This is a genomic window from Marinobacterium profundum (assembly GCF_001528745.1).
Classification (GTDB): Bacteria; Pseudomonadota; Gammaproteobacteria; order Pseudomonadales; family Balneatricaceae; genus Marinobacterium_A; species Marinobacterium_A profundum.
On record NZ_BCNS01000096.1, the window covers coordinates 1 to 19,049 of the forward strand.

A 19,049-nucleotide genomic window follows, 5' to 3' on the forward strand; every position below is an offset into this window, starting at 1 on the left:
TTGAAACTCCTTGATAAAGCAGCCCCGGTCGGCCAGGAAGTTACCTACGGCGGCAACGATGCCGACCTTGCCCGGGCAGGACACTTTAAGAATGTATGCAGGTTTGTTCTTCATCTCGGTTCCTATGTATTTAAAGGTAATCGAAGTCTCAGAGCGCGGCGTCGAGCGCGGGCATCACGTCAAACAGGTCACCGACGATGCCGTAGTCTGCCACCTGGAAGATGGGCGCATCCGGGTCCTTGTTGATCGCCACGATCATCTTGGAGTCCTTCATGCCAGCCAGGTGCTGGATGGCACCAGAGATGCCCACGGCGATATACAGATCAGGCGCCACCACCTTGCCGGTCTGGCCCACCTGGTAATCATTGGGTACAAAGCCGGCATCGACCGCAGCGCGGGATGCACCCACCGCAGCACCCAGCTTGGCGGCGACTGTATCCAGCAGGACAAAGTTCTCGCCGTTGCCCATGCCGCGACCACCGGAAATCACGATACGTGCCGTGGTCAGTTCCGGGCCTCCGGACTTGGCTTCGGTACGGCTGACAAGACGTGCCAGGGCCTGGGCGGCAGGCGCGTCTATCGCCAGGCATTCGGCGCTGCCGCCGGTAACCGCTACTGCTTCGAACTTGGTGCTGCGTACCGTGATCACCTTGATGGCGTCATGGCTGCGCACTGTGGCCAGGGCGTTACCGGCATAGATCGGACGCTCAAAGGTGTTGGCATCAATCACGCCGCTGATATCGGAGATCTGCGGTACATCCAGCAGCGCAGCGACGCGGGGCAACAGGTTTTTGGCGAAGGTCGTGGTGGATCCCAGCACATGGCTGTAGCCTTCGGCACAGCGCTGCACCAGCGGCGCCATGTCTTCAGCCAGGGGCTGAGCGAAGAGTTCGCAGTCGGCGCTCAGCACCCGGCGTACACAGGGGATGGCGGCAGCGGCAGCTGTCACCGTGCTGCACTCGCCGCCCAGTACCAGGACATCAATATCGCCACCGATCTGAGCGGCGGCGCCCAGAGTGTTAAAGGTCGACGAGGCGATGGTACAGTTGTCGTGATCTGCGATGACAAGAATGGTCATGGTGCGTCTCCTTAAGCGATCGCTGCGTCGTGTTTGAGTTTTTCCACCAGCTCGGCGGCGTTGGCTACCAGCACACTGCCGGTCGTGCGTACCGGGGGCTCAACCACCTTGACCAGTTCCAACCGGGGGGTCAGATCGACACCCAGGGACTCGGCGCTGATGCTGTCCAGCGGTTTTTTCTTGGCCTTCATGATGGCCGGCAGGGAGGCAAAGCGCGGCTCCTGCAGGCGCAGGTCGGCGGTGATAACCGCCGGCAGGTTCAGTGCCACTGTCTCCAGGCCACCGTCCACTTCACGGGTGACTTCAATCTGCTCGCCCGACACCTTCAGGCTCGAGGCAAAGGTGCCCTGGGGCCAGCCCAGCAGGGCGGCCAGCATCTGGCCGGTCTGGTTGCAGTCGTCATCGATGGCCTGTTTGCCCAGCATCACCAGACCCGCGCCTTCCTGCTCGGCCAGAGCCTTGAATGTTTTGGCCACGGACAGCGGCTCGGTGGTGCCGGCGTGCGGCACCAGAATGGCGCGATCAGCGCCCATAGCGAGCGCCTGACGCAGGGTGTCCTGGGCCTTTTCCGGGCCTATGGACACGGCGATGACTTCAGTGGCCACGCCCTCTTCCTTCAAGCGAACCGCCGCCTCGACAGCAACCTCGTCAAAGGGGTTGATGGCCATCTTGACGTTTTCGAGCTCTATAGCTGACCCGTCTGCTTTAGCTCTGATTTGCACGTTATAATCAATGACACGCTTTACACCCACTAAAATTTTCATAAATCCTCCTGAAAACTTTCCGACACAACACTCAGAAATATGATTATCTAAAATAATTAGCCAAACCGGCTTTACGATGAAATTATTTTAAATAACGTTTCCCGATATCTAATTGACAAGAAGCCGATTCAGCCTCAGCTTCTTGCCTGTTGATATACTCACTTTCAGATTAAAAACTCGAAACCTTAAGCTCTAAGTCGAGCATTTTCAGGATCAAACATAGAGTTTTGCACCACCTGGGCCTTATAGGGCTCGCCAATGATCTCCACTTCAAACTCAGCGCCTTCATGGGCATAAGCGGGATCAATAAAGCCCATGGCGATATTCTTTTGAACGCGGTGACCGTAACCCGCTGAGGTAACAGTACCAATCACTTTACCGCCGACGCAGATAGAGTCGCCCGGATGTGCCGCGGCGATTTCACAATCAACTGTCATGGTGACGAATTTCTTGCGTGCAGGTTGCCCCGCCTTCGCCATCAGAGCCTCTTTACCAGGGAAACTCTCCTTGTCCATGTTAATGAAGCGATTCAGATCACTTTCGAAGGGGTCGAATTCAGTGATCAAATCCGCTTTCCAGTGACGGTAGCTCTTCTCCAGGCGCATGGATTCGGTTGCCAGCATACCAAACGGCACCAGGCCGAATGCAGAGCCCGCTTCGTCTAACAGGGAGTGAACAAGGAAGAGTTGCTCATTGGGTACATGCAACTCCCAACCTAGTTCACCGTTAAAGCTAACGCGCATCGCCAGGGTTTCAGCATGACCAATGAACACAGGTTTCGCCGTAAGCCAAGGGAAGGCTTTGTTTGACCAATCTGTACGAGGAGACAAGGACGCAAGCAAGTCACGAGACTTGGGACCCGAAACCACCAAAATGGTGTGACTATTCGTCATTGGCGTAATCACAACACCTCCATCTTTGGGAAGACGGGTGCGCAACCAATCCATATCGTGATACTCAGAAGCCGCCGCAGAGCCATACCAGAAGGTATCATCTGAAAGTTTAGCCAGTGTTGCTTCGCCCGCTACATTACCTTTACCGGTAAGGAAGTAGCACAAGCCAACGCGACCTACTGTTTTCGGCACATTGGAACACATCAGGCTGTCTAGCCATTCAGCCGCTTTAGGACCTTTGATTTCGTAACGGTTAAAGCCACTGACTTCCATCATGCCAACACCTTCATGTACCGCTTTGATTTCGGCGGCAACAACCTTCTCGGTATCGGTAAAACGGAAGCTGTGCTTGAATTCAAAATCAGCATCAGGCTTGTAGAACATGGCGCGTTCCCAGCCATTCACCACTCCAAACTCGGCATTTTTTGCTTTCAACACCGGGTAGATTGGCGTGGTTTTCGCCAAACGGCCTGCCGGGCGGAACTCATGGGGCATATGGAAGCGGAATTCATTTTGGTAATCTTCTACCGCTTTACGAGCAGTAAATTCAGTGTTCGCATGGCGTGTGAAACGTGCTGGGTCAATCGCCCAGGTATCCCACTCTGACTCACCGTGAACGATGATTTCGGCCAGGATCTTACCGTGACCACCACCCTCACCCAAACCGGCACGAAGACCGATAATAGAATAGAGGTTATCGAATCCAGGGGTCTTGCCTACGAGCGGGTTACCATCGGCAGAATAAGTGATTGGGCCATTGACGATGCTGCGGATACCGGTTCTTTCCAGGCATGGCATACGCTTAAAGACACGCTCCATGTTATCCAGGCAGCGATCCAGGTCATCAGGGCAAAGTGCGTTAACAAAGTTAGGGTCTATACCGTCCATGCCCCAGGTTTTACAACGCTGCTCATAAATACCCACCAGCAAACCGTCTTTTTCCTGGCGGCTATAGAAATCGTCGAGTGGGTCACGCAGCAAAGGAACGCGTTTTCCAAAGGCCTGTATTTCGGGTATAGATTCGGTCAGGAAGTACATGTGTTCCATCGAAATAACAGGGTACTTAACCCCTATCATGTCACCGATTTCATTCACTCGATAACCACCGGCATTGACAACTTTTTCACAGGTGATATCGCCATTTACAGTTTGAACGACCCATTCACCATTCGGCTTTTGATAGACATTCTCAACGGGACAGTGACGATATATTTCGGCGCCTGCTTTACGAGCCGCACGCGCCAATGCCTGGGTAAGCTGAGCGGGATCGATGTCACCATCCAGCGGATCCCAAAGACCGCCCAACAGCTCATGGGTTTCAATCAGCGGGTGACGCTTGGCACATTCAGCCGCATCAATTAATTCAAAATCGACGCCCATTCCTTTTGCCAGCGAAATAAAGTGTTTATAGCCATCGAGATGATCTTGGGTTGATGCTAATCGAATACCGCCGGAAGCATGATGGTAGTTGATGGGGTTTTCAGGGTCGGCAGCCAACTCTTTGTAAAGCTTGATGCTATGGCTCTTTAATCCGACCATCGTCTGAACCGCACCAAAATTGGTAACCTGAGCGGCGGAATGCCAGGTCGTACCGGATGTCAGCTCGTTCCTTTCGACCAGTACAACGTCTGTCCAGCCTTCACGAGTCAAGTGGTAGAGGGTGCTACAACCACCGATTCCACCACCAATAATCACTACCTTACAATGCTTCTTCATGACTTTTCCTTAGTGTGTGTTTTCGCAACACCCGCCCATATAGCTGGCCTTACTTACAGGGCTTGGTTTCAGGTTTATTTAATAATCTAGGCCAAACCACCCAAACAATGAAAGCGCTTTCATTTTTAACACCACACATCTCCATACGCAATACACTGACTGAATTTTTTAATTATATTTACAGGTTGCTTGAGATCATTTGGGCATATGAGCCGTCAGAACCCTAAGGACAAATGCACTCTCAAGGGGCATTTTTTCATGCTTATTAAGGTGATCGCACCATTTGAACGCACAAACAGCATCGACAGGAGATAATATAACTTATTGATTTTTATATAAAATAAATATAAATAACTCTGTAAACAACAACCCTTAGCTAACTATCGGGTCAAAGATACTCGCCCCCCTTCATGACTGAACCTACTCGGCCACCCGAATGAAAAAGCCGTCGCTGACAGCCAAGCAGCAGGCCCGCTTTCAGGTATCAGCCTGCCAGGATCTGCCGAGCAGAGTGTCTCCAGCGGCAGGGTAATGCTCCCCTTTCAGGCAAGCTGAAGGTGGCGCGATCCAAGTCTCACTTTCGGATAACCCTAGGGGAATAGCGCTAAGAAGCAGTTAAATCAAGGTGGGCTAGAGCATGACTTCCGTACCACCAATTCAACATCCAAAGTCGGAGGAAAGCCCACATCTTCGCCTTTTAGCCTGGAGATCAGATATTCCGCGGAGAGTAAACTTATCTGCTGCTGGGGAGTTCTTAGTGTCGTTAATGGAGGCGTCAAATGAGGTGCCAGCCAGGTATCATCAAACCCGGTAATAGAGACCTCTCCAGGCACATCAACTCCCAGTATTTTACTCTCAAAAACAGCACCATAGGCCAGGGGATCCGAACCACAGACTATTGCGGTCGGCCGGCTAGAGCCAGACATTAAGATACGAAATGCCTCCTGTCCATGTTCAACCCCAAAAGGTCTTTCGATAACAAGCTCATCAGGCAAGCTTAAATTATGTCGAGCCAAGGCAGCACGCACGCCCTGTAAGCGATTGTATGCTCGATCATTCCCTTGCAAAATACCCGAGATCATGGCAAATTTTCTATGCCCTACTCCTACTAGGTAATCTGTAATTCTTGCGGCTGCAGCATGATTATCAAACCCCACACAAGGGTGTTCGCCCAAACCATCCGTAACCCAAGTGATAATGTATGGAATTTTTTTGCTATTGAGCAAAGTGTAAACAGACTCATCGCGTGACAAGCCGACAAGTAATATTGCGTCGACGCCATGGGAAACCATCTGGTTAATCTGGAGACGTTCTTTTTCAGTAGAATAGTTAGAAGATGCCACAACCGTCGTGTAGCCTTCATTCGAAATACGATGTTGAAAATACTCAAGAAAACGCCCAAAAAGGGTGTCATCCAATGACGGAACTATAACACCAATCATACGCGACCGGTTGGACGCGAGGGTACGTGCAGCCGCATGGGGAACGTAGTTTAGAATTTTTATTGCCTCCTCTATTTTCTTCTTACTACGCTCACTAACAACGCTCGGATTATTTAGAAATCGCGATACTGTCGCGGGCGATACGTCTGCGTGCCGGGCCACATCATCCAAAGTCGGATTATTAGATGAAGTCGTTAATTTTTTCATACAGCTAACCTCAAACCGCCAGGCAAAAATCGAAGTCGATCAATATCATCAACTATCATTAAAAGTCAAATGCGGTATTTACGGTCTTTAGATATGCCAACCACCCCAATAAGTCAAAAAATCCACTATGAAAACCCCTTCTTCCAGGGCAACGGAATCGAAGCCTTCATCAAAAACGTTATAGTGTGCGGCCATTAACTCATGGGTGCCCTTCTGCTTGCTCTGCTTACCCCGCAACCGGGCCAGGCCGGAAACTCCCCGGCCTGCAAACGGGACAGTCCGCGTCTAAGACACCTGCCATCAGGCACCCTGCACCTCCTGTGCTGATTGCTCGCTGTGGTGAGCCATATCTCATCGCGGTCGCGATCACTACGATACAACCTTCTGCCGTGTGTGGCTTATCTTCAGGCACATTCCGTCATCAGAGGCGAGCAAGCGCCCTGCCGATCCGGCATCGCTAACACCTGCACTGAGTTCGGTGCCAGGCAATAGACCAACAGCCATTGAAAGACGCACAAAAAACGGCCAACCCACCTATGCGAAGAGTTGGCCGTCGCCTCATTTCATTCAGAGCCGACCGGACAAGGCCCATTTTTGATTAATGTTGGTGCGGCGTTTCTTTGGGCAAGTTTAATGTGGGAGTTTGGTCAAAGAAGTTCCAGGGCTTCAGCATGGCATGAACATATTCAGTCGGCATCATCGGCCACTCTTCTGCACGGGCAATGTGTGTTGCGCCGGTGGTCATCCAGAGTACATTGTCTTCATTTTGAATCGACTGATTGTCGTCCGTGTAGGCTTTGAGCCCCGTATCGGTTTTTGCCTGATTGGGGTATTTGCCTTCAGGGAAGCGTTCTTCAGGGTTGTATTGCGTTACCCAGATTTGCTTGTCCATAAAGTTCACCCGCTTGTACAGCCATTCATCCGGACTGAATAACGCCCCCTTGGCGATGGGATGAGTGCCGCCAGCAAACGGAATAACCTGATACGACACCGGGTTCCCCATGCGGTTTTCTTTATTGGTGTTGGTCATCAGACGAATGGTCGACGGATCAAATTTCTGAATCGCTTCCTGCTCGTTTGGCACGATCCGTTCATTGGTGGTCATGACACTTTTGCGAGGGCCACCTGCGGTGTTTTTCGCCACTACAGGGTCGATCTCCATCAACGAGTTTTGCTCGCCATCAACGTCCAGATCCAATCGGAAATTATAGATATGCTGGTGCGTGGTTCCGACGATGTTGTGGTCAATCAGGGTGCCATAACGCGTGTCCTCTTTTGCGGTGGCATCGTGCATGGTACGCGCGTTAACACCTTTGACTGCTTCGATTCCGGACGCGCCCACATCCAGCTTGATAGTGCCATTGGCCAGTAACACCCAATCAAACATGTAGTCGTAGTTGCCAATAGTGCTGATCCAGCGCACCACTAATTCACGACGGGCGCGGCTTTCATTGCGAGAGTCGCCCTTCATTTTATAGTGCTTGTATTCAGGGCCTGCGTAGCGCTCAAAAATGGCGATGGCGTTGGGAATGGTATAAGGCTCACCATTGCTGTCGGCGACGGTCGCAGGGAAAAGCCTGGCGTTCGTCGGCACATCTGATCCGAGTTCCAGCGGCGAGGTTAAAACGCCCATGCCATAATCACCCGAGTCCAGATACGCCTTGAAATACCAGCCTGTATCCGGGTCGCCATAGGGAACGATCATGCCACCGAGGGAGCCTTCATACATCACTTTGCGTTTGGTGCCACCATCGTTATAGGTCAAGGTGGAAAGTACAAGACCCACCCGCGAATCCAGCTTCAGGTGGAAGTCCCAGTTTTGCCAATGCACCATATTGCCATTCATGCTGTAGTTAGGGCCTTGCGGCTCACTCACGATCAGCGGTTTTACCAGCGCTTTCTCTTTTAAGTCTCGGCCATCGTAGGGACGTGGCGTCAGGGGAACCGGGATCACACCGTCGTCCTCGATCTTCAAGACGGACTCGGTTTCCAGGTCGACCACCGCCACCAAACCTTCAATGGGGTGGGCCCAAAAGTTGCCATCACCAACATTCAGGTAAGACACTACTTTAAGCAGGCGCTGCTCTTGCTTCAAACCATCGGCTTCTTCAAAGTAACCGACAGTGAGCGGGGTCGCGATGACTTTACTCACATCATGAATATCGCGTTTCGCCAGAGCTTGTGCATATGCCGGGCTGTTTTCGATGACCTTTTGCACCGTGACCATATCATCCAGTATCACCATGCCATGGGCACCTTCGATAGGCTCCCAGCGTGTCACCGTTTTGCTGCCAAGGTCTACGGTGCCTTCAATGACCTGTTTTCCATCCAGAACCGTAAAGTTGGCCAGGCGCTGGAAGGTCTGGTTGCCGCCAAAGGTCCAGTCCCAGACCCTGGCTTTGTCCTGCTCGGCCAACAGGATTTCCGTAAAACGCAAATTATCCTTGTAATGTGCCGATTGCCTGACCACCTGGCTTGCCAAAGCGATTTCATCGGCACTCAATGGATCCATCGGATGCACACCTGCGCTCACGGCAAAAGTTTGTAACAGCTGGTTTTGCAAAACTTCGTTGGCAAACTGACTGTCTACCAGAACCTGGCCATTCTCGACCTTGATAGGCGCCATCAAGTCGATAATTTTGCCATTCACTTCAGCCTGTCTTTCTCCAACGGTAGCCCTGATATGCACCTCACCCTTGTTGATATGTACCTGCTGCGCATCCTGGTCAAAAAACATGGAGGCTCCCGTGCTCTCCAACGACGACTCCAGCGTGATGTACTCCACCGGACTACCGTGGCCAAGAACCACAGGGCTGCTTAATGCACCACATAGCATGAGCGCTTTGACCAGCGCCTTTGGTTTAAACGTCATTGCGATGTTCCTTGTTTATCTAGTTTCTGCTACTCGCTTAAATAATCATGACAAGGCTCCATCGGCGGGTATTGTAAAAAACGGACGATATAGACACATCGAAAAATTGGCACATTCCATGCTTATTAAGTGGACTTTGGCGTAAAAAACCAGCCATTTGACCAACGGTGGTGCGAAGCATCTGGAGCATGGAATGACCCTGGGACACTATATTCCGCTGCAATACGGCTTTAAATTAAGCGGTGAGCATTACCAACAACGCCTGATTCGTTACCCGGGTCTGTCCGTGCTTTACTATCAATTCACCGCGCCCTTATCAGACTTGCCTATCCAGGCGGTGCCCGATGGCTGTGCAGACATTCTGTTTTGTTGCACCGATATGAATCCTCAGGCGTGGTTACGCGGCAGTGCTCTGCGCTGGACGCCTGTTTTTAATCAGCCAGGGCAAACCTATTTTGGGATTCGGTTGTCGCCTTCTGTCAGTCGACGCCTGCCCTTTGTGCCTTACCAGCAAGTGACCGGATGCAAAGTCGACCTTGTGGATATCTGTTCTGATGCAGAGCAATGGATAGATCACTTGACCCAATGCCCGCATTTTTCCGATCGCGTTAGCTGGTCAGAGCAATGGTTAATCCAGAACGGGGTGATGGACGGAGGACAAACAGACATGATTGGGCACAGTCTGGAGCGGATCCATCAAACCTGTGGCGTGATTCGCATCGAAGAACTTGCCAATGAGGTGCATTGCAGCGCGCGCTCCTTGCGCCATAAATTCAATACCGAGATGGGGCTGTCGCCGAAAAAGTACGCCCGTATTGTGCGTTTTCAAGCCACCTTGGAGCACTTGGTCAGCGGTACAGAAAGCGAGTGGATGGATCCAGGTCAATCGCCCTCATTTGCCAGCCTGGATGATGACTATGGTTATTATGATCAGTCGCATTTCTATAAGGAATTCCAAGAGTTTACCAACTGCACGCCGAAGCAATTACAATTTCAGTTAGCAACATCGTCCTCGCACCATCGGCCGAGAAGTTACAGCGCAATCGCTCACCATGGCGCCACCAGCGTGGCTTAATCATAACTACCGCTAATCCGTGATTTGGTCACTGAGTGCGCGCTGGGGCTGGCATTTACACCGCTGAGTTAGGCCTCAGTTTGCATCCGTTTTTTGGCTCAGCTGTTCGAGCAGCGTCCTGGCCGCCAGCAGATCGGTGCTATCAAAACCTTCATCGAACAAACTGTAACGCGAGGCCAGTAACTCAAGGGCTTCCCGCCTCTTGGCCCCCTGCTCGCCCCCGGACAAAAGCCGGGCAAGGTCGACCGCAGCGCGCAGCTCCAGCGAGCGGCTTCCCTGTTTGGCGGCCAGCGCTATGGCCTGCTGCAGGTAATTTAGCGCGACTTCAGGCTGCTGCCGCTGCAACAGCCCCTTCAGCCGATAAAGCTCCGGCGTATATAAATGCTCGCCGGTCCGTTTGACGCAGTCCAGAGCCTCATCCAGCACCGTTAACGCCTCCTGCTCCTGACCAGCCTTGCCGAGGGCGTCGGCCAGCAGTGCCATAAAGTAGGGTTTGAGAAACTCGCCTCCAGTGGCCTGGTAATCCTGCATCCCCTGGCGAATGATCCCAATGCCCTCAGCCGACGCGCCCTGCTCAACCAGGGCCCAGCCGCGCAGGATACTGGCGCGGGCATGCCAATAGGGGAAACCCTGCTCGGTCGCAAGCTCAATAACCGACTCGGCCCACTCCCGCGCCTCTGAAACTTCACCGCGCTGGTGATGCAGCTCCGCCCTAAAGATCATCGGATCCGCCAGGGTATAAGGGTTGGGAACCTCCTGTGCCAGTTCCAGCGCATCCAGACAGCGCCTCAGCGCCTGATCGGGAAAACCGCGGAACCACAGGGTCGAGGCGCCGATAATCCGCCCCAGAATTCCGGGCTCGATGCCGTACACAAAGGCATGGCTAGCATGTTCGTGCGCATCATAGAGCGCCAGCACCTGGTCACAGTGTTTTTGCGCAGCATTCAGCTGGCCGCGAAACAGCGAAGTCGCCCCCAGGGCAGCATGGGCCTGCACCAGCAGGGCCGGGTCTGCTGCTGCCTGCGCCATAACCAGCAGTTGTTCGGCCATGGCCTGGGCGGCACCGAAATCGGCCCTCAGGGTATAAAACCGGCGCAATGCCACCAGCGCGGAAAACAGCGGCTTGCTGTCACCAAGCTCCCGCGCAAGGGTCATGGCCCGGGTAAAGCTCGTTTCAACCTCAGTGGCGCCAAAGCCGCGCACCGCCATCCAGACATGCCCCAGGCTGATCTCCAGCTGCAGCTCCAGCTCTGCCCGCCTCGACGTATCGGGCAGTGCCGGCAGCAGGCCCTGCGCCTGGCGCAGGTGCGCCAGCGCCTCCTTGCTGGCGGAGCGGTGCATCGCCTGATCTGCGGCCCGCAGCAGATATTCCACCGCCTTGCCGGCGTTACCACTGCAACTGTAATGGTGCGCAAGCTCGCTGCAGCGATCATCCAGACTGGCGCTGAAGAGGGTTTCAATCGCCTGGGCCGTGCGTTCATGCAGCCGGCTGCGCCGCTCCTGCAACAGAGAGCCGTAGGCCACTTCCTGGGTCAGGCCATGCTTGAAGGTGTACTCGACTTCCGGAAAAGCCGGGCGTTCATACAGAAACTCTCCCGCCTGCAGACGTGACAGCCCCCGTTTCAGATCGTCATCCGGCGGCCCGACCACCTGCTGCACCAGACTCCAGGGGAAATCCTTGCCGATCACTGCAAGAGTCTGCAACAGGGCCTTCTCGGCCATGGCCAGGCGGTCAATACGTGCACTCAGAACCCCCTGTACCGTAGTCGGTATATGCAGATCCGCCGGCGCCTGCTGTAGCTGAAAATTACCCGCGCTGCCACTGAGCACGCCTTCCTCCACCAGGGTCTGCACCACTTCCTCCAGAAAGAAGGGATTGCCTTCGGTCTGGGTCATGATCAGTGGCTTGAGCGCCGCCAGGGATGCATCGTCCCCCAGCAGGGCGGCGAGCAGCTCCTGCGCCTCTATCGGCCCCAGCGGGTCGAGGCGTAGCTGGGTATAGCAGCTTTTCTGGCCCCAGTCGTGCTGGTATTCGGGTCTATAGTTCACCAGTAGCAACATGCGAGCAGCGGGCACACCGTCACTGAGGGTTCTGAGGAAAGCTTCGGTTTCGCGATCCAGCCATTGCAGATCCTCGAAAATCAGTACCAGCGGCTGATCGAGGCTCTCATGCACCAGCAACTGGCGGATCGCCTCGAAGGTGCGCTGTCTCCGCACCTGCCCATCCATCTGCCGCAACGCTGAATCGGCCTCGGTCACCCCCAGCAGGTAGAACAGGTAGGGCAGACTGCCTTCCAGGCTGCGATCCAGCGTCAGCACCTTGCCGGTGATTTTTTCACGCCGCTGCCGTTCATCATCCTTGGGCCCAATCTGCAGGTAATTCTTCAGCAACTCGATCAGCGGGAGGCACGCAAAGGCCTTGCCGTGGGAAACCGAAAAGGTCTCCAGTACTCGACAGGACTGCTGCGCGCGATGCTTGAACTCGTAATACAGCCGCGACTTACCGACACCCGGCTCCCCCACCACACCGACTATTTGCCCCTGACCACTGCAGGCCTTATCCAGCGCCTGCTGTAGCTGCACCATTTCGCCCCGGCGACCGACAAAGCGTGCCAGCCCCCGGTGCGCGGCTACCTCCAGCCGGGTTCGCAGGGCGCCGAGCCCCTGCAGTTCATACACAGCCAAAGGCTCGGACAGGCCCTTGATGCGAGTTTCTCCCAATGGCTTGAAGTTGAAGTACCCCTCTGTGAGGCGATGGCTCGCTTCGCTCACCAGGATGGTGCCGGGGGTAGCAATACCCTCCATGCGCGCGGCTATGTTGATGGTATTGCCCACTGGGTCGTAATCCGTGTGCAAGTCATCGGTACGAATTTCCCGCACCACCACTTCACCGCTGTGAATACCCACCCGCACCTGCAGCGCAATGCCTTGCTCCAGCCGCAGGCGATCGCTGTGATGGCGTATCGTTTCCTGCATGCGCAGCGCCGCATAGAGTGCGCGTCTTGGATGGTCTTCGTGGGCGATGGGTGCCCCGAACAGCGCCAGAATGCCATCACCCAGAGACTTGGCGACATAGCCCTCGTAGTGATGCACAGCTTCCATCATCAGCTCGAGTACCGGGTCGATTAGTCGGCGCGCCTCTTCCGGATCCAGATCCTGAATCAGTGCTGTGGAGCCGGTCATGTCCGCGAACAGCACTGTAATGGTCTTGCGCTCGCCGCCATTGCCACCGCGCGCCTGGCGGGCACTTTGCTCTGCCAGTATCCGCTGGGCCAGATGCGGCGGGGTATAGTGAATGGGCGCTGCGGTAGTGGCGGCCGGCAACGCCTCGGGGGCCGCATCTTCCAGCGCGATACCGCAGGCATTACAGAAACGGGCAGTCGGACTCACGACCTGACCACAGCCCGGGCAGCAGCGCGCCATGCGGGTACCGCAGTGCTCGCAAAAACGGGCGCCGGTTATATTGTCCTGGCCACAGTCAGTGCAACGCATGGGATTATGTATCCTCCGTCTGGCGTTTACAGAACAGCATCCGTTGCCATTGTGCGCATTTCAGCTCAAAGCATAGCCGCAGTGCCATCAGCCATCATAGCGGTAACCGACGCCGTGCACCGTGACGATAATCGCGGGGTTGCGCGGATCCAGCTCCACCGCCTTGCGCAGCTTGGAGATATGCTGATCCAGGGTGCGGCTGCTGGGAAGATAGTGGCGCCCCCAGCATTCATCAAACAGCTCGTCACGGCTCAATACCCGGCCAGGATTACGGTGCAGCAACTGCAGAATCTGCATGTCCCTGAGGCTCAGGTCGATGCGACTGCCGCTGCGCTCGGCCCGCAGCTGCGCCGGCAACACCCGCAGGTCCGCCATCTGGAAGCTGTCATCTTCGGCGGGCTGCATGCGCCGCGCCAGACAGCGACGGGTGACAGCACGGATGCGCGCCACCACCTCGCGGCTGCCAAAGGGCTTCTTGATATAGTCATCGGCTCCGAGTTCCAGCCCCAGCACCTGATCAATCTCCTCCGACTTGGCGCTAATAAAGATCACCGGCAGCTGCTGGTCCTGTTGACGGATGCGCCGGCACAGGCTGTAGCCGTCCTGCCCCGGCATCATGATATCCAGCAACACCAGGTCGGGCCTGTGCTGCTCGAACAGCGCCCAGGCCTGGTCGCCATTGGCGGCCTCCAGGCAGCTGTAGCCCTCGGCCTCCAGCAGATCCGTCAGCCCCAGGCGGATATTCAGATCATCTTCGGCAATCAGTATTTTCATGGTTTTAACTCCAGCCGAATCAGAAAACAGGCGCCCTGCCCGCCGGGCTCCAGGGTCAGGTCACCACCGTGGGCGCGGGCAAGTTCGCGCGCCAGCCCCAAACCAATACCCGTGCCCGCCACGCCATCGGTGAGTTTGTTGCTGCTGCGATAAAACGGCTCGAATATCCGCTGCTGCTCGCCGGGTTCAATCCCCGGGCCCTGGTCCTGTAGCCGAATATAAATGCTTGAGCCCTGCAACCAGGACTCAAGTTTTAGCCGGCCACTGTTAGGCGCATATTTCTCACAGTTGCTCAGCAGGTTATTGAGAATTTGCTCCAGCGCGCCGGCATCGTAGCGCAGCCTGGCGCCTATCCCGGCGGCAAATTCGGCCTCGATACCGCGTTGCAGCAGCAGGGGCACAAAGGTCTGCAGTATGCGGTCAATCTGCTCATCCACATCGGCGGACTCAAAACGTAACTGCAGCCGCTGGCGCTGCAGCCTGGAGAAACTCAGCACGTTGTCGATCAGGCGCGACAGGCGCTGACTCTCGCCGGTAATAACATTCAGATAACGCAACACCACGGGGTCCTGTTCGTCATCCGCCAGACGTTCCTGCAGCATTTCGGCATAGAGGCGCACATTGGTCAGCGGGGTTTTCAGCTCGTGGGACACCTGATTAACAAAATTGACCCGCTGACGGGCCAGTCGCAGCTCCCGACCATGCTCGCGGTACAACAGATAGCCCAGCAGACCCAGCCCCAGTGCCAGTAGCAGCAGCGGCGCCACCTGCGTGAACGCGCCCTGGGCTCCGGCCTGAGTGCCGGCCGGGGCATGATACTCAAGCCGCCAGCTGCCCAGCGGATGGTTCAGCCAGAGCACGCGCAGTGCATTGCCCTGGGCCCGGTAACCACCCCAGCTGTAAAGAGTGCTGCCACGGCTGTCCAGCAGGCGAATTTCGGCATTGCCCAACTGCCGGTCGCCCAGCTCGCCCTCCGGCAAGCGGTTAATCAGATCCGACAGCAGGCGTGCGCTGTTAAGCACAAAGCCCAGTGTCCGCCCCTGATCATCGCGCCACCAGTACACCTGCATTAAACCGGTGTTGGCGTGCCAGGCAATCCAGCCAGAAGGCGCAGTGGCAACAGCTTCTGCCTTGGCGGTTACAGAGTCGGCGTCCGCCAGATCCAGCGCCAGCTCGGCCGGGGCCGACGGCGCCCGCAGCTGGCCACTGGCCAGATAACTGGAGGAATCACCCGCCGCCAGCACCGGTGCCTGCTGCCGCTGATCCACGGGATCAGCAGCCGCCGGGCGAAACAGGTCCGGCGACTGCCACAGTGGCTGCATCTGCTCGACAAAACGCTGCTCCGCCTGGCTCAGCGGTGCGAAGCGCGGAGGAAACAGCCGCTCGCTATTCCCGTCGCCGCCCAGTACAAACAGCTGCTCCACGTAGACCGAGTCCTTGATAAAGGCACGCAAGTTTTCACTGCTGTAGTCGTGGTCCGTCTGGCGCTGCAGGCGCTGTGCCTGCTGTGCCAGCACACCTTCAAGCTGACGAAAATGGGTCTGCAGTTGCTGATCCACTGACTGCAACTGCTGCTCGATCAGCGTCTGCAGCTGCAACCCCACCAGCTGCTGTTCGTTGTGCTGCAGGCGCAGGCCGAGCCAGCCCAACAGCAGCACGGGCAGGAGCACCAACAGAATCAGCAACAGCGGGGCGCGATATCTCACAGGCTCAAAGGCCTCCCTTTTCCGTTAATAGGTTTGCTGAGTGGAGCGTTTGTACTGGCGTTCGCGCAATTCCTTGCGCTTGCGGTTCCAGTCATCTTCCGATGATATTTCATCGGCATCTTTGAGCGCTTCGGCTTTCTGCGCCTCCAGACGAGGCGAACTCAGACTGTCGGCCTTGGACCCCAGCAGCTTGGCACTTTTTTGCAGAATGCTCCTGGCACCTTCGATATCACCCTGGTCACGCCGCTCCAGCGCCTGACGGCTGTATTCATTGGCTACCTGTTCCACCGCAGACTCCAGTGCCAGTTTGTCGACCGCCTGCTGCACTTCCTGCTCCGAGGCACTGAAGGCGACCTGTACCAGGCCACTGAGCTGGCGTTTTTCCCGCAGTGCCAGATTGTTGTAATCCAGCTGCACCTCGGCCAGATCCAGAGTACTGCCAGCGGCGTGGGCCGGGACTTCTACCTCGAGAATGACGAACTTTTCCTGCTCACTGTAGAGCGAACTCAGACGGGTGCGCACCCGGTCGCCGATCACCTCAGCCTCACGCCCGATCAGACGCAGCGGCCGTACGCCATTGAGGCAGCGAATTTCGATGTTCAAATCCTGCGCCACAACGGACATAACATCGCCGAATTCATATTGAAAGACACGTTCAAGATCCGCGGCATTTTCGACAAAGGCATGGTTACCATCGCTAAAGCCCGCCAGCTGGGTCATCAGGTCTTCGTTGTACCCCAGTCCCAGGCCAATAGTGGTGACACTGATACCTTCCTTGGCCAGGGACTGGCCCAGGCGTCCCAGTTCATGGGGTGACTGGGGCCCGACATTGGCCAGGCCATCGGACAGCAATATGACCCGGCTCACCTGCTGGCGCTCCAGGAACTTGCGCACTTCCCGCGCGCCCTTGCTAACGCCGGCAAAGAGCGCCGTATTGCCGCCGGCCTGCAACCGACGAATGGCGCGATAAATCGACTGGCGATCCTCCACCCGGGTCGCCGGCACCACCACCTGAACGCGGGAGTCATAACTGATCACCGAGACGATATCCCGTGCATCCAGGCTCGCAATCGCCATAATGGCCGCCTCGCGCGCATTGGCTATTTTCTCGCCGCTCATGGAGCCGGACTTGTCGAGCACTATGGCGACATTCACCGGCGAGCGCTGCGCCTGGCTTTCCTGCTCGAACCCCTGCAGAGCTATCTTGATAAAGGCCGTCTGAGTGCTGCCGGCGTCCATCACGGGCGTGGCCAGACTCAGATTAAGGCCCACCTCCCGCGCCTGTACTGCCAGCGGCAGCCAAAGCACGAGCAACAGTAGTGGCCGCAGCCAGCAATGATGTTTTATCCCAGTATGCATGATCGTTCTCCCCGGTTGAGTGTATACAGTGCCGGTCGCGCTGCAATGGTCACTGTCTGTGTTGCACTCTAGGGCGCCCGCGCGCTCGGGCGGTCAGACAAACGTATGGGTATTGTAAAAAGATTGTAAGCAGCCCTGACACTGATCAAAATTCGACCGCACACCGGTATCTGTGATATAAAGCGGCGCTCTTACAGAATCAGCTTTTCAAAGGTATTACACGATGGCGATCATCCGCTGGATTCTTGGACGAATCATTCTGCTACTCGACTTTCTGACCCGCCCAAGGGGCATCAAGCGTACACCCGAGCAACAGGCCGTGCTAGATACGCAGACCTCGCGCCTGTCACTGTACCAGTACGCCGCCTGCCCGTTTTGCGTCAAAGTACGTCGCGCCATGCGTCGTCAGTCGCTGAAGATTGAAACAAGGGATGCGAAAAAGCAGGCGAACTACCGCCAGGAACTGCTGCAACAGGGTGGACAGCTGAAAGTGCCGTGCCTGCGCATCGAAAGCGAAAACGGCGATGTACAGTGGATGTATGAATCGTCGGATATAGTGCGCTACCTGGACTCGGTCGCGGCGGTTTAAGTAAGCCCGGCTGGCACCAACGGGAGCTAGCGCTGGATCTATGCGGACAGATTGCAGGCTCTATAATCTGCCCGCTTCGACAATAACAACAATCTCGATTACAGACGGCACATATATCCAAATGTGCTGATACTGGCTTTTGCGGTTATCCTGCTATAGCCAGACGACCCTTTATCCATTGTTATTGGCGAGACCGAACTCATGTCAGATTACCCTACGCTCGAAGAGATGGGCATTAGCTCCTTCGAAGACATCACCAAGTACAGCCTGCGCCGCGAAAGCGATGTGGACGTGCTGAAAATTTACTACAAGCGCCCCAAGGCGTCGCTGCTGTCACGCAGCAAGAAATTCACTTTTGCACGTCCGCGCAAGTCCATCCCGATGCAGTTCCGCAGCGGTGAAAAATGGGACAGCCTCACCGACAGCAGCCCAACGCTGCAGAACGCCGTGATTGAGCTGAACAAGCTGACTACCCAGCCTGCCGCCCTGCCGCCAGAAGACCTGAAAGCCCGTTTTCTGGAAGATCTGAATCACCTCGAAACCGTGGTGAACTCTAAAATCGACGAACTGCGTCGTCAGATCGAAAGCATGAAGTAAGGCGCTTTGCCGGCGGTGGCTCTATAGCCACTGCCTGCTGCTCTTACTGAAACATATCAAGGCACCTGCGAAACCTGATGCAACTTAGTGCGACTCGCTGGCCGCCTGCTGTGCCTGCTTTTGCTCCAGCATCATCTCACCCATCTTGCGACCGAAGACTTCCATCACCGCATCCGGGTTGTCCTGGCACTCTTCAAATGCCGACACCATGGCCTGCAGTGTGGGCAGGGTTTTGTCCACCAGCTCGTTGATGTAAACCTCAGCCGTTACATTGGTATAACGCTCGTAGTCCGCAAAAAGCTTTGCCGCCTGTTCGCTGAGTTTGATTTCCACGCTTGCTGCAGCCATATCGTCACCTTCGTTTTTTTATAGCAGTGTTTTATAAACAGAGGCGCCATTCAGGGCGCATGATTGCATCATGACCAGCAAGGCCCGCTGTGGCTAGATCCAGCCTTGCTGCCTGGGTGGAACCAAGCGCGCCTTTC

The 19,049-nt window shown here is 55.6% G+C and carries 13 protein-coding genes; 3 read left to right on the top strand and 10 right to left on the bottom strand.

Annotated features, from left to right (window positions below; all coding sequences use genetic code 11):
* Nucleotides 1-148: 148 nt before the first annotated feature.
* The 5 genes from MPRO_RS07845 to MPRO_RS07860 form a co-directional block, all read right to left on the bottom strand.
* Entirely contained in the window at nt 149-1,078 is a 930-nt protein-coding gene (locus MPRO_RS07845) for an electron transfer flavoprotein subunit alpha/FixB family protein (protein WP_067289957.1), read from the bottom strand.
* 11 nt (nt 1,079-1,089) lie between these two features.
* On the bottom strand, nt 1,090-1,842 hold the full coding sequence (locus tag MPRO_RS07850) for an electron transfer flavoprotein subunit beta/FixA family protein (protein WP_067289959.1): 753 nt from the start codon (nt 1,840-1,842) through the stop codon (nt 1,090-1,092).
* A gap of 185 nt (nt 1,843-2,027) precedes the next feature.
* A complete protein-coding gene (locus MPRO_RS07855; RefSeq protein ID WP_067289961.1) occupies nt 2,028-4,451 on the bottom strand; it encodes a GcvT family protein in 2,424 nt (807 codons plus the stop codon).
* A gap of 620 nt (nt 4,452-5,071) precedes the next feature.
* Nucleotides 5,072-6,100, bottom strand: a complete 1,029-nt coding sequence (locus MPRO_RS25040; RefSeq protein ID WP_082708553.1) for a LacI family DNA-binding transcriptional regulator — start codon at nt 6,098-6,100, stop codon at nt 5,072-5,074.
* Nucleotides 6,101-6,698: 598 nt separating this feature from the next.
* On the bottom strand, nt 6,699-8,972 hold the full coding sequence (locus MPRO_RS07860; protein ID WP_067289964.1) for a copper amine oxidase: 2,274 nt from the start codon (nt 8,970-8,972) through the stop codon (nt 6,699-6,701).
* 193 nt (nt 8,973-9,165) lie between these two features.
* Here MPRO_RS07860 and MPRO_RS07865 point away from each other — a divergent pair, with 193 nt between their 5' ends.
* A complete protein-coding gene (locus MPRO_RS07865; RefSeq protein ID WP_067289967.1) occupies nt 9,166-10,047 on the top strand; it encodes a helix-turn-helix transcriptional regulator in 882 nt (293 codons plus the stop codon).
* 75 nt (nt 10,048-10,122) lie between these two features.
* Here MPRO_RS07865 and MPRO_RS07870 read toward each other — a convergent pair whose 3' ends face one another.
* From MPRO_RS07870 to MPRO_RS07885, 4 genes are all read right to left on the bottom strand, one after another.
* On the bottom strand, nt 10,123-13,539 hold the full coding sequence (locus MPRO_RS07870; RefSeq protein WP_067289970.1) for an adenylate/guanylate cyclase domain-containing protein: 3,417 nt from the start codon (nt 13,537-13,539) through the stop codon (nt 10,123-10,125).
* A gap of 87 nt (nt 13,540-13,626) precedes the next feature.
* The gene (locus MPRO_RS07875) at nt 13,627-14,313 is read right to left on the bottom strand and encodes a response regulator transcription factor (protein ID WP_067289973.1); all 687 of its coding nucleotides are present in this window, start codon (nt 14,311-14,313) and stop codon (nt 13,627-13,629) included.
* Nucleotides 14,310-16,019 carry a sensor histidine kinase gene (locus tag MPRO_RS07880; protein WP_067289976.1) on the bottom strand — a complete coding sequence of 570 codons (1,710 nt, stop codon included), beginning with the start codon at nt 16,017-16,019 and terminating at the stop codon, nt 14,310-14,312. Before MPRO_RS07880 ends, MPRO_RS07875 begins: the two co-directional genes overlap by 4 nt.
* 24 nt (nt 16,020-16,043) lie before the next feature.
* A complete protein-coding gene (locus tag MPRO_RS07885; RefSeq protein ID WP_067289979.1) occupies nt 16,044-17,378 on the bottom strand; it encodes a vWA domain-containing protein in 1,335 nt (444 codons plus the stop codon).
* 223 nt (nt 17,379-17,601) lie between these two features.
* Here MPRO_RS07885 and MPRO_RS07890 point away from each other — a divergent pair, with 223 nt between their 5' ends.
* Together MPRO_RS07890 and MPRO_RS07895 are read left to right on the top strand one after the other, a co-directional pair.
* The gene (locus MPRO_RS07890; RefSeq protein ID WP_067289982.1) at nt 17,602-17,967 is read left to right on the top strand and encodes a glutathione S-transferase N-terminal domain-containing protein; all 366 of its coding nucleotides are present in this window, start codon (nt 17,602-17,604) and stop codon (nt 17,965-17,967) included.
* Nucleotides 17,968-18,168: 201 nt separating this feature from the next.
* Nucleotides 18,169-18,564 carry a DUF3461 family protein gene (locus MPRO_RS07895; protein ID WP_067289994.1) on the top strand — a complete coding sequence of 132 codons (396 nt, stop codon included), beginning with the start codon at nt 18,169-18,171 and terminating at the stop codon, nt 18,562-18,564.
* A gap of 84 nt (nt 18,565-18,648) precedes the next feature.
* On the opposite strand, the gene MPRO_RS07900 is transcribed toward MPRO_RS07895, so the two are convergent.
* On the bottom strand, nt 18,649-18,912 hold the full coding sequence (locus MPRO_RS07900) for a hypothetical protein (RefSeq protein WP_067289997.1): 264 nt from the start codon (nt 18,910-18,912) through the stop codon (nt 18,649-18,651).
* Nucleotides 18,913-19,049 lie beyond the last annotated feature (137 nt).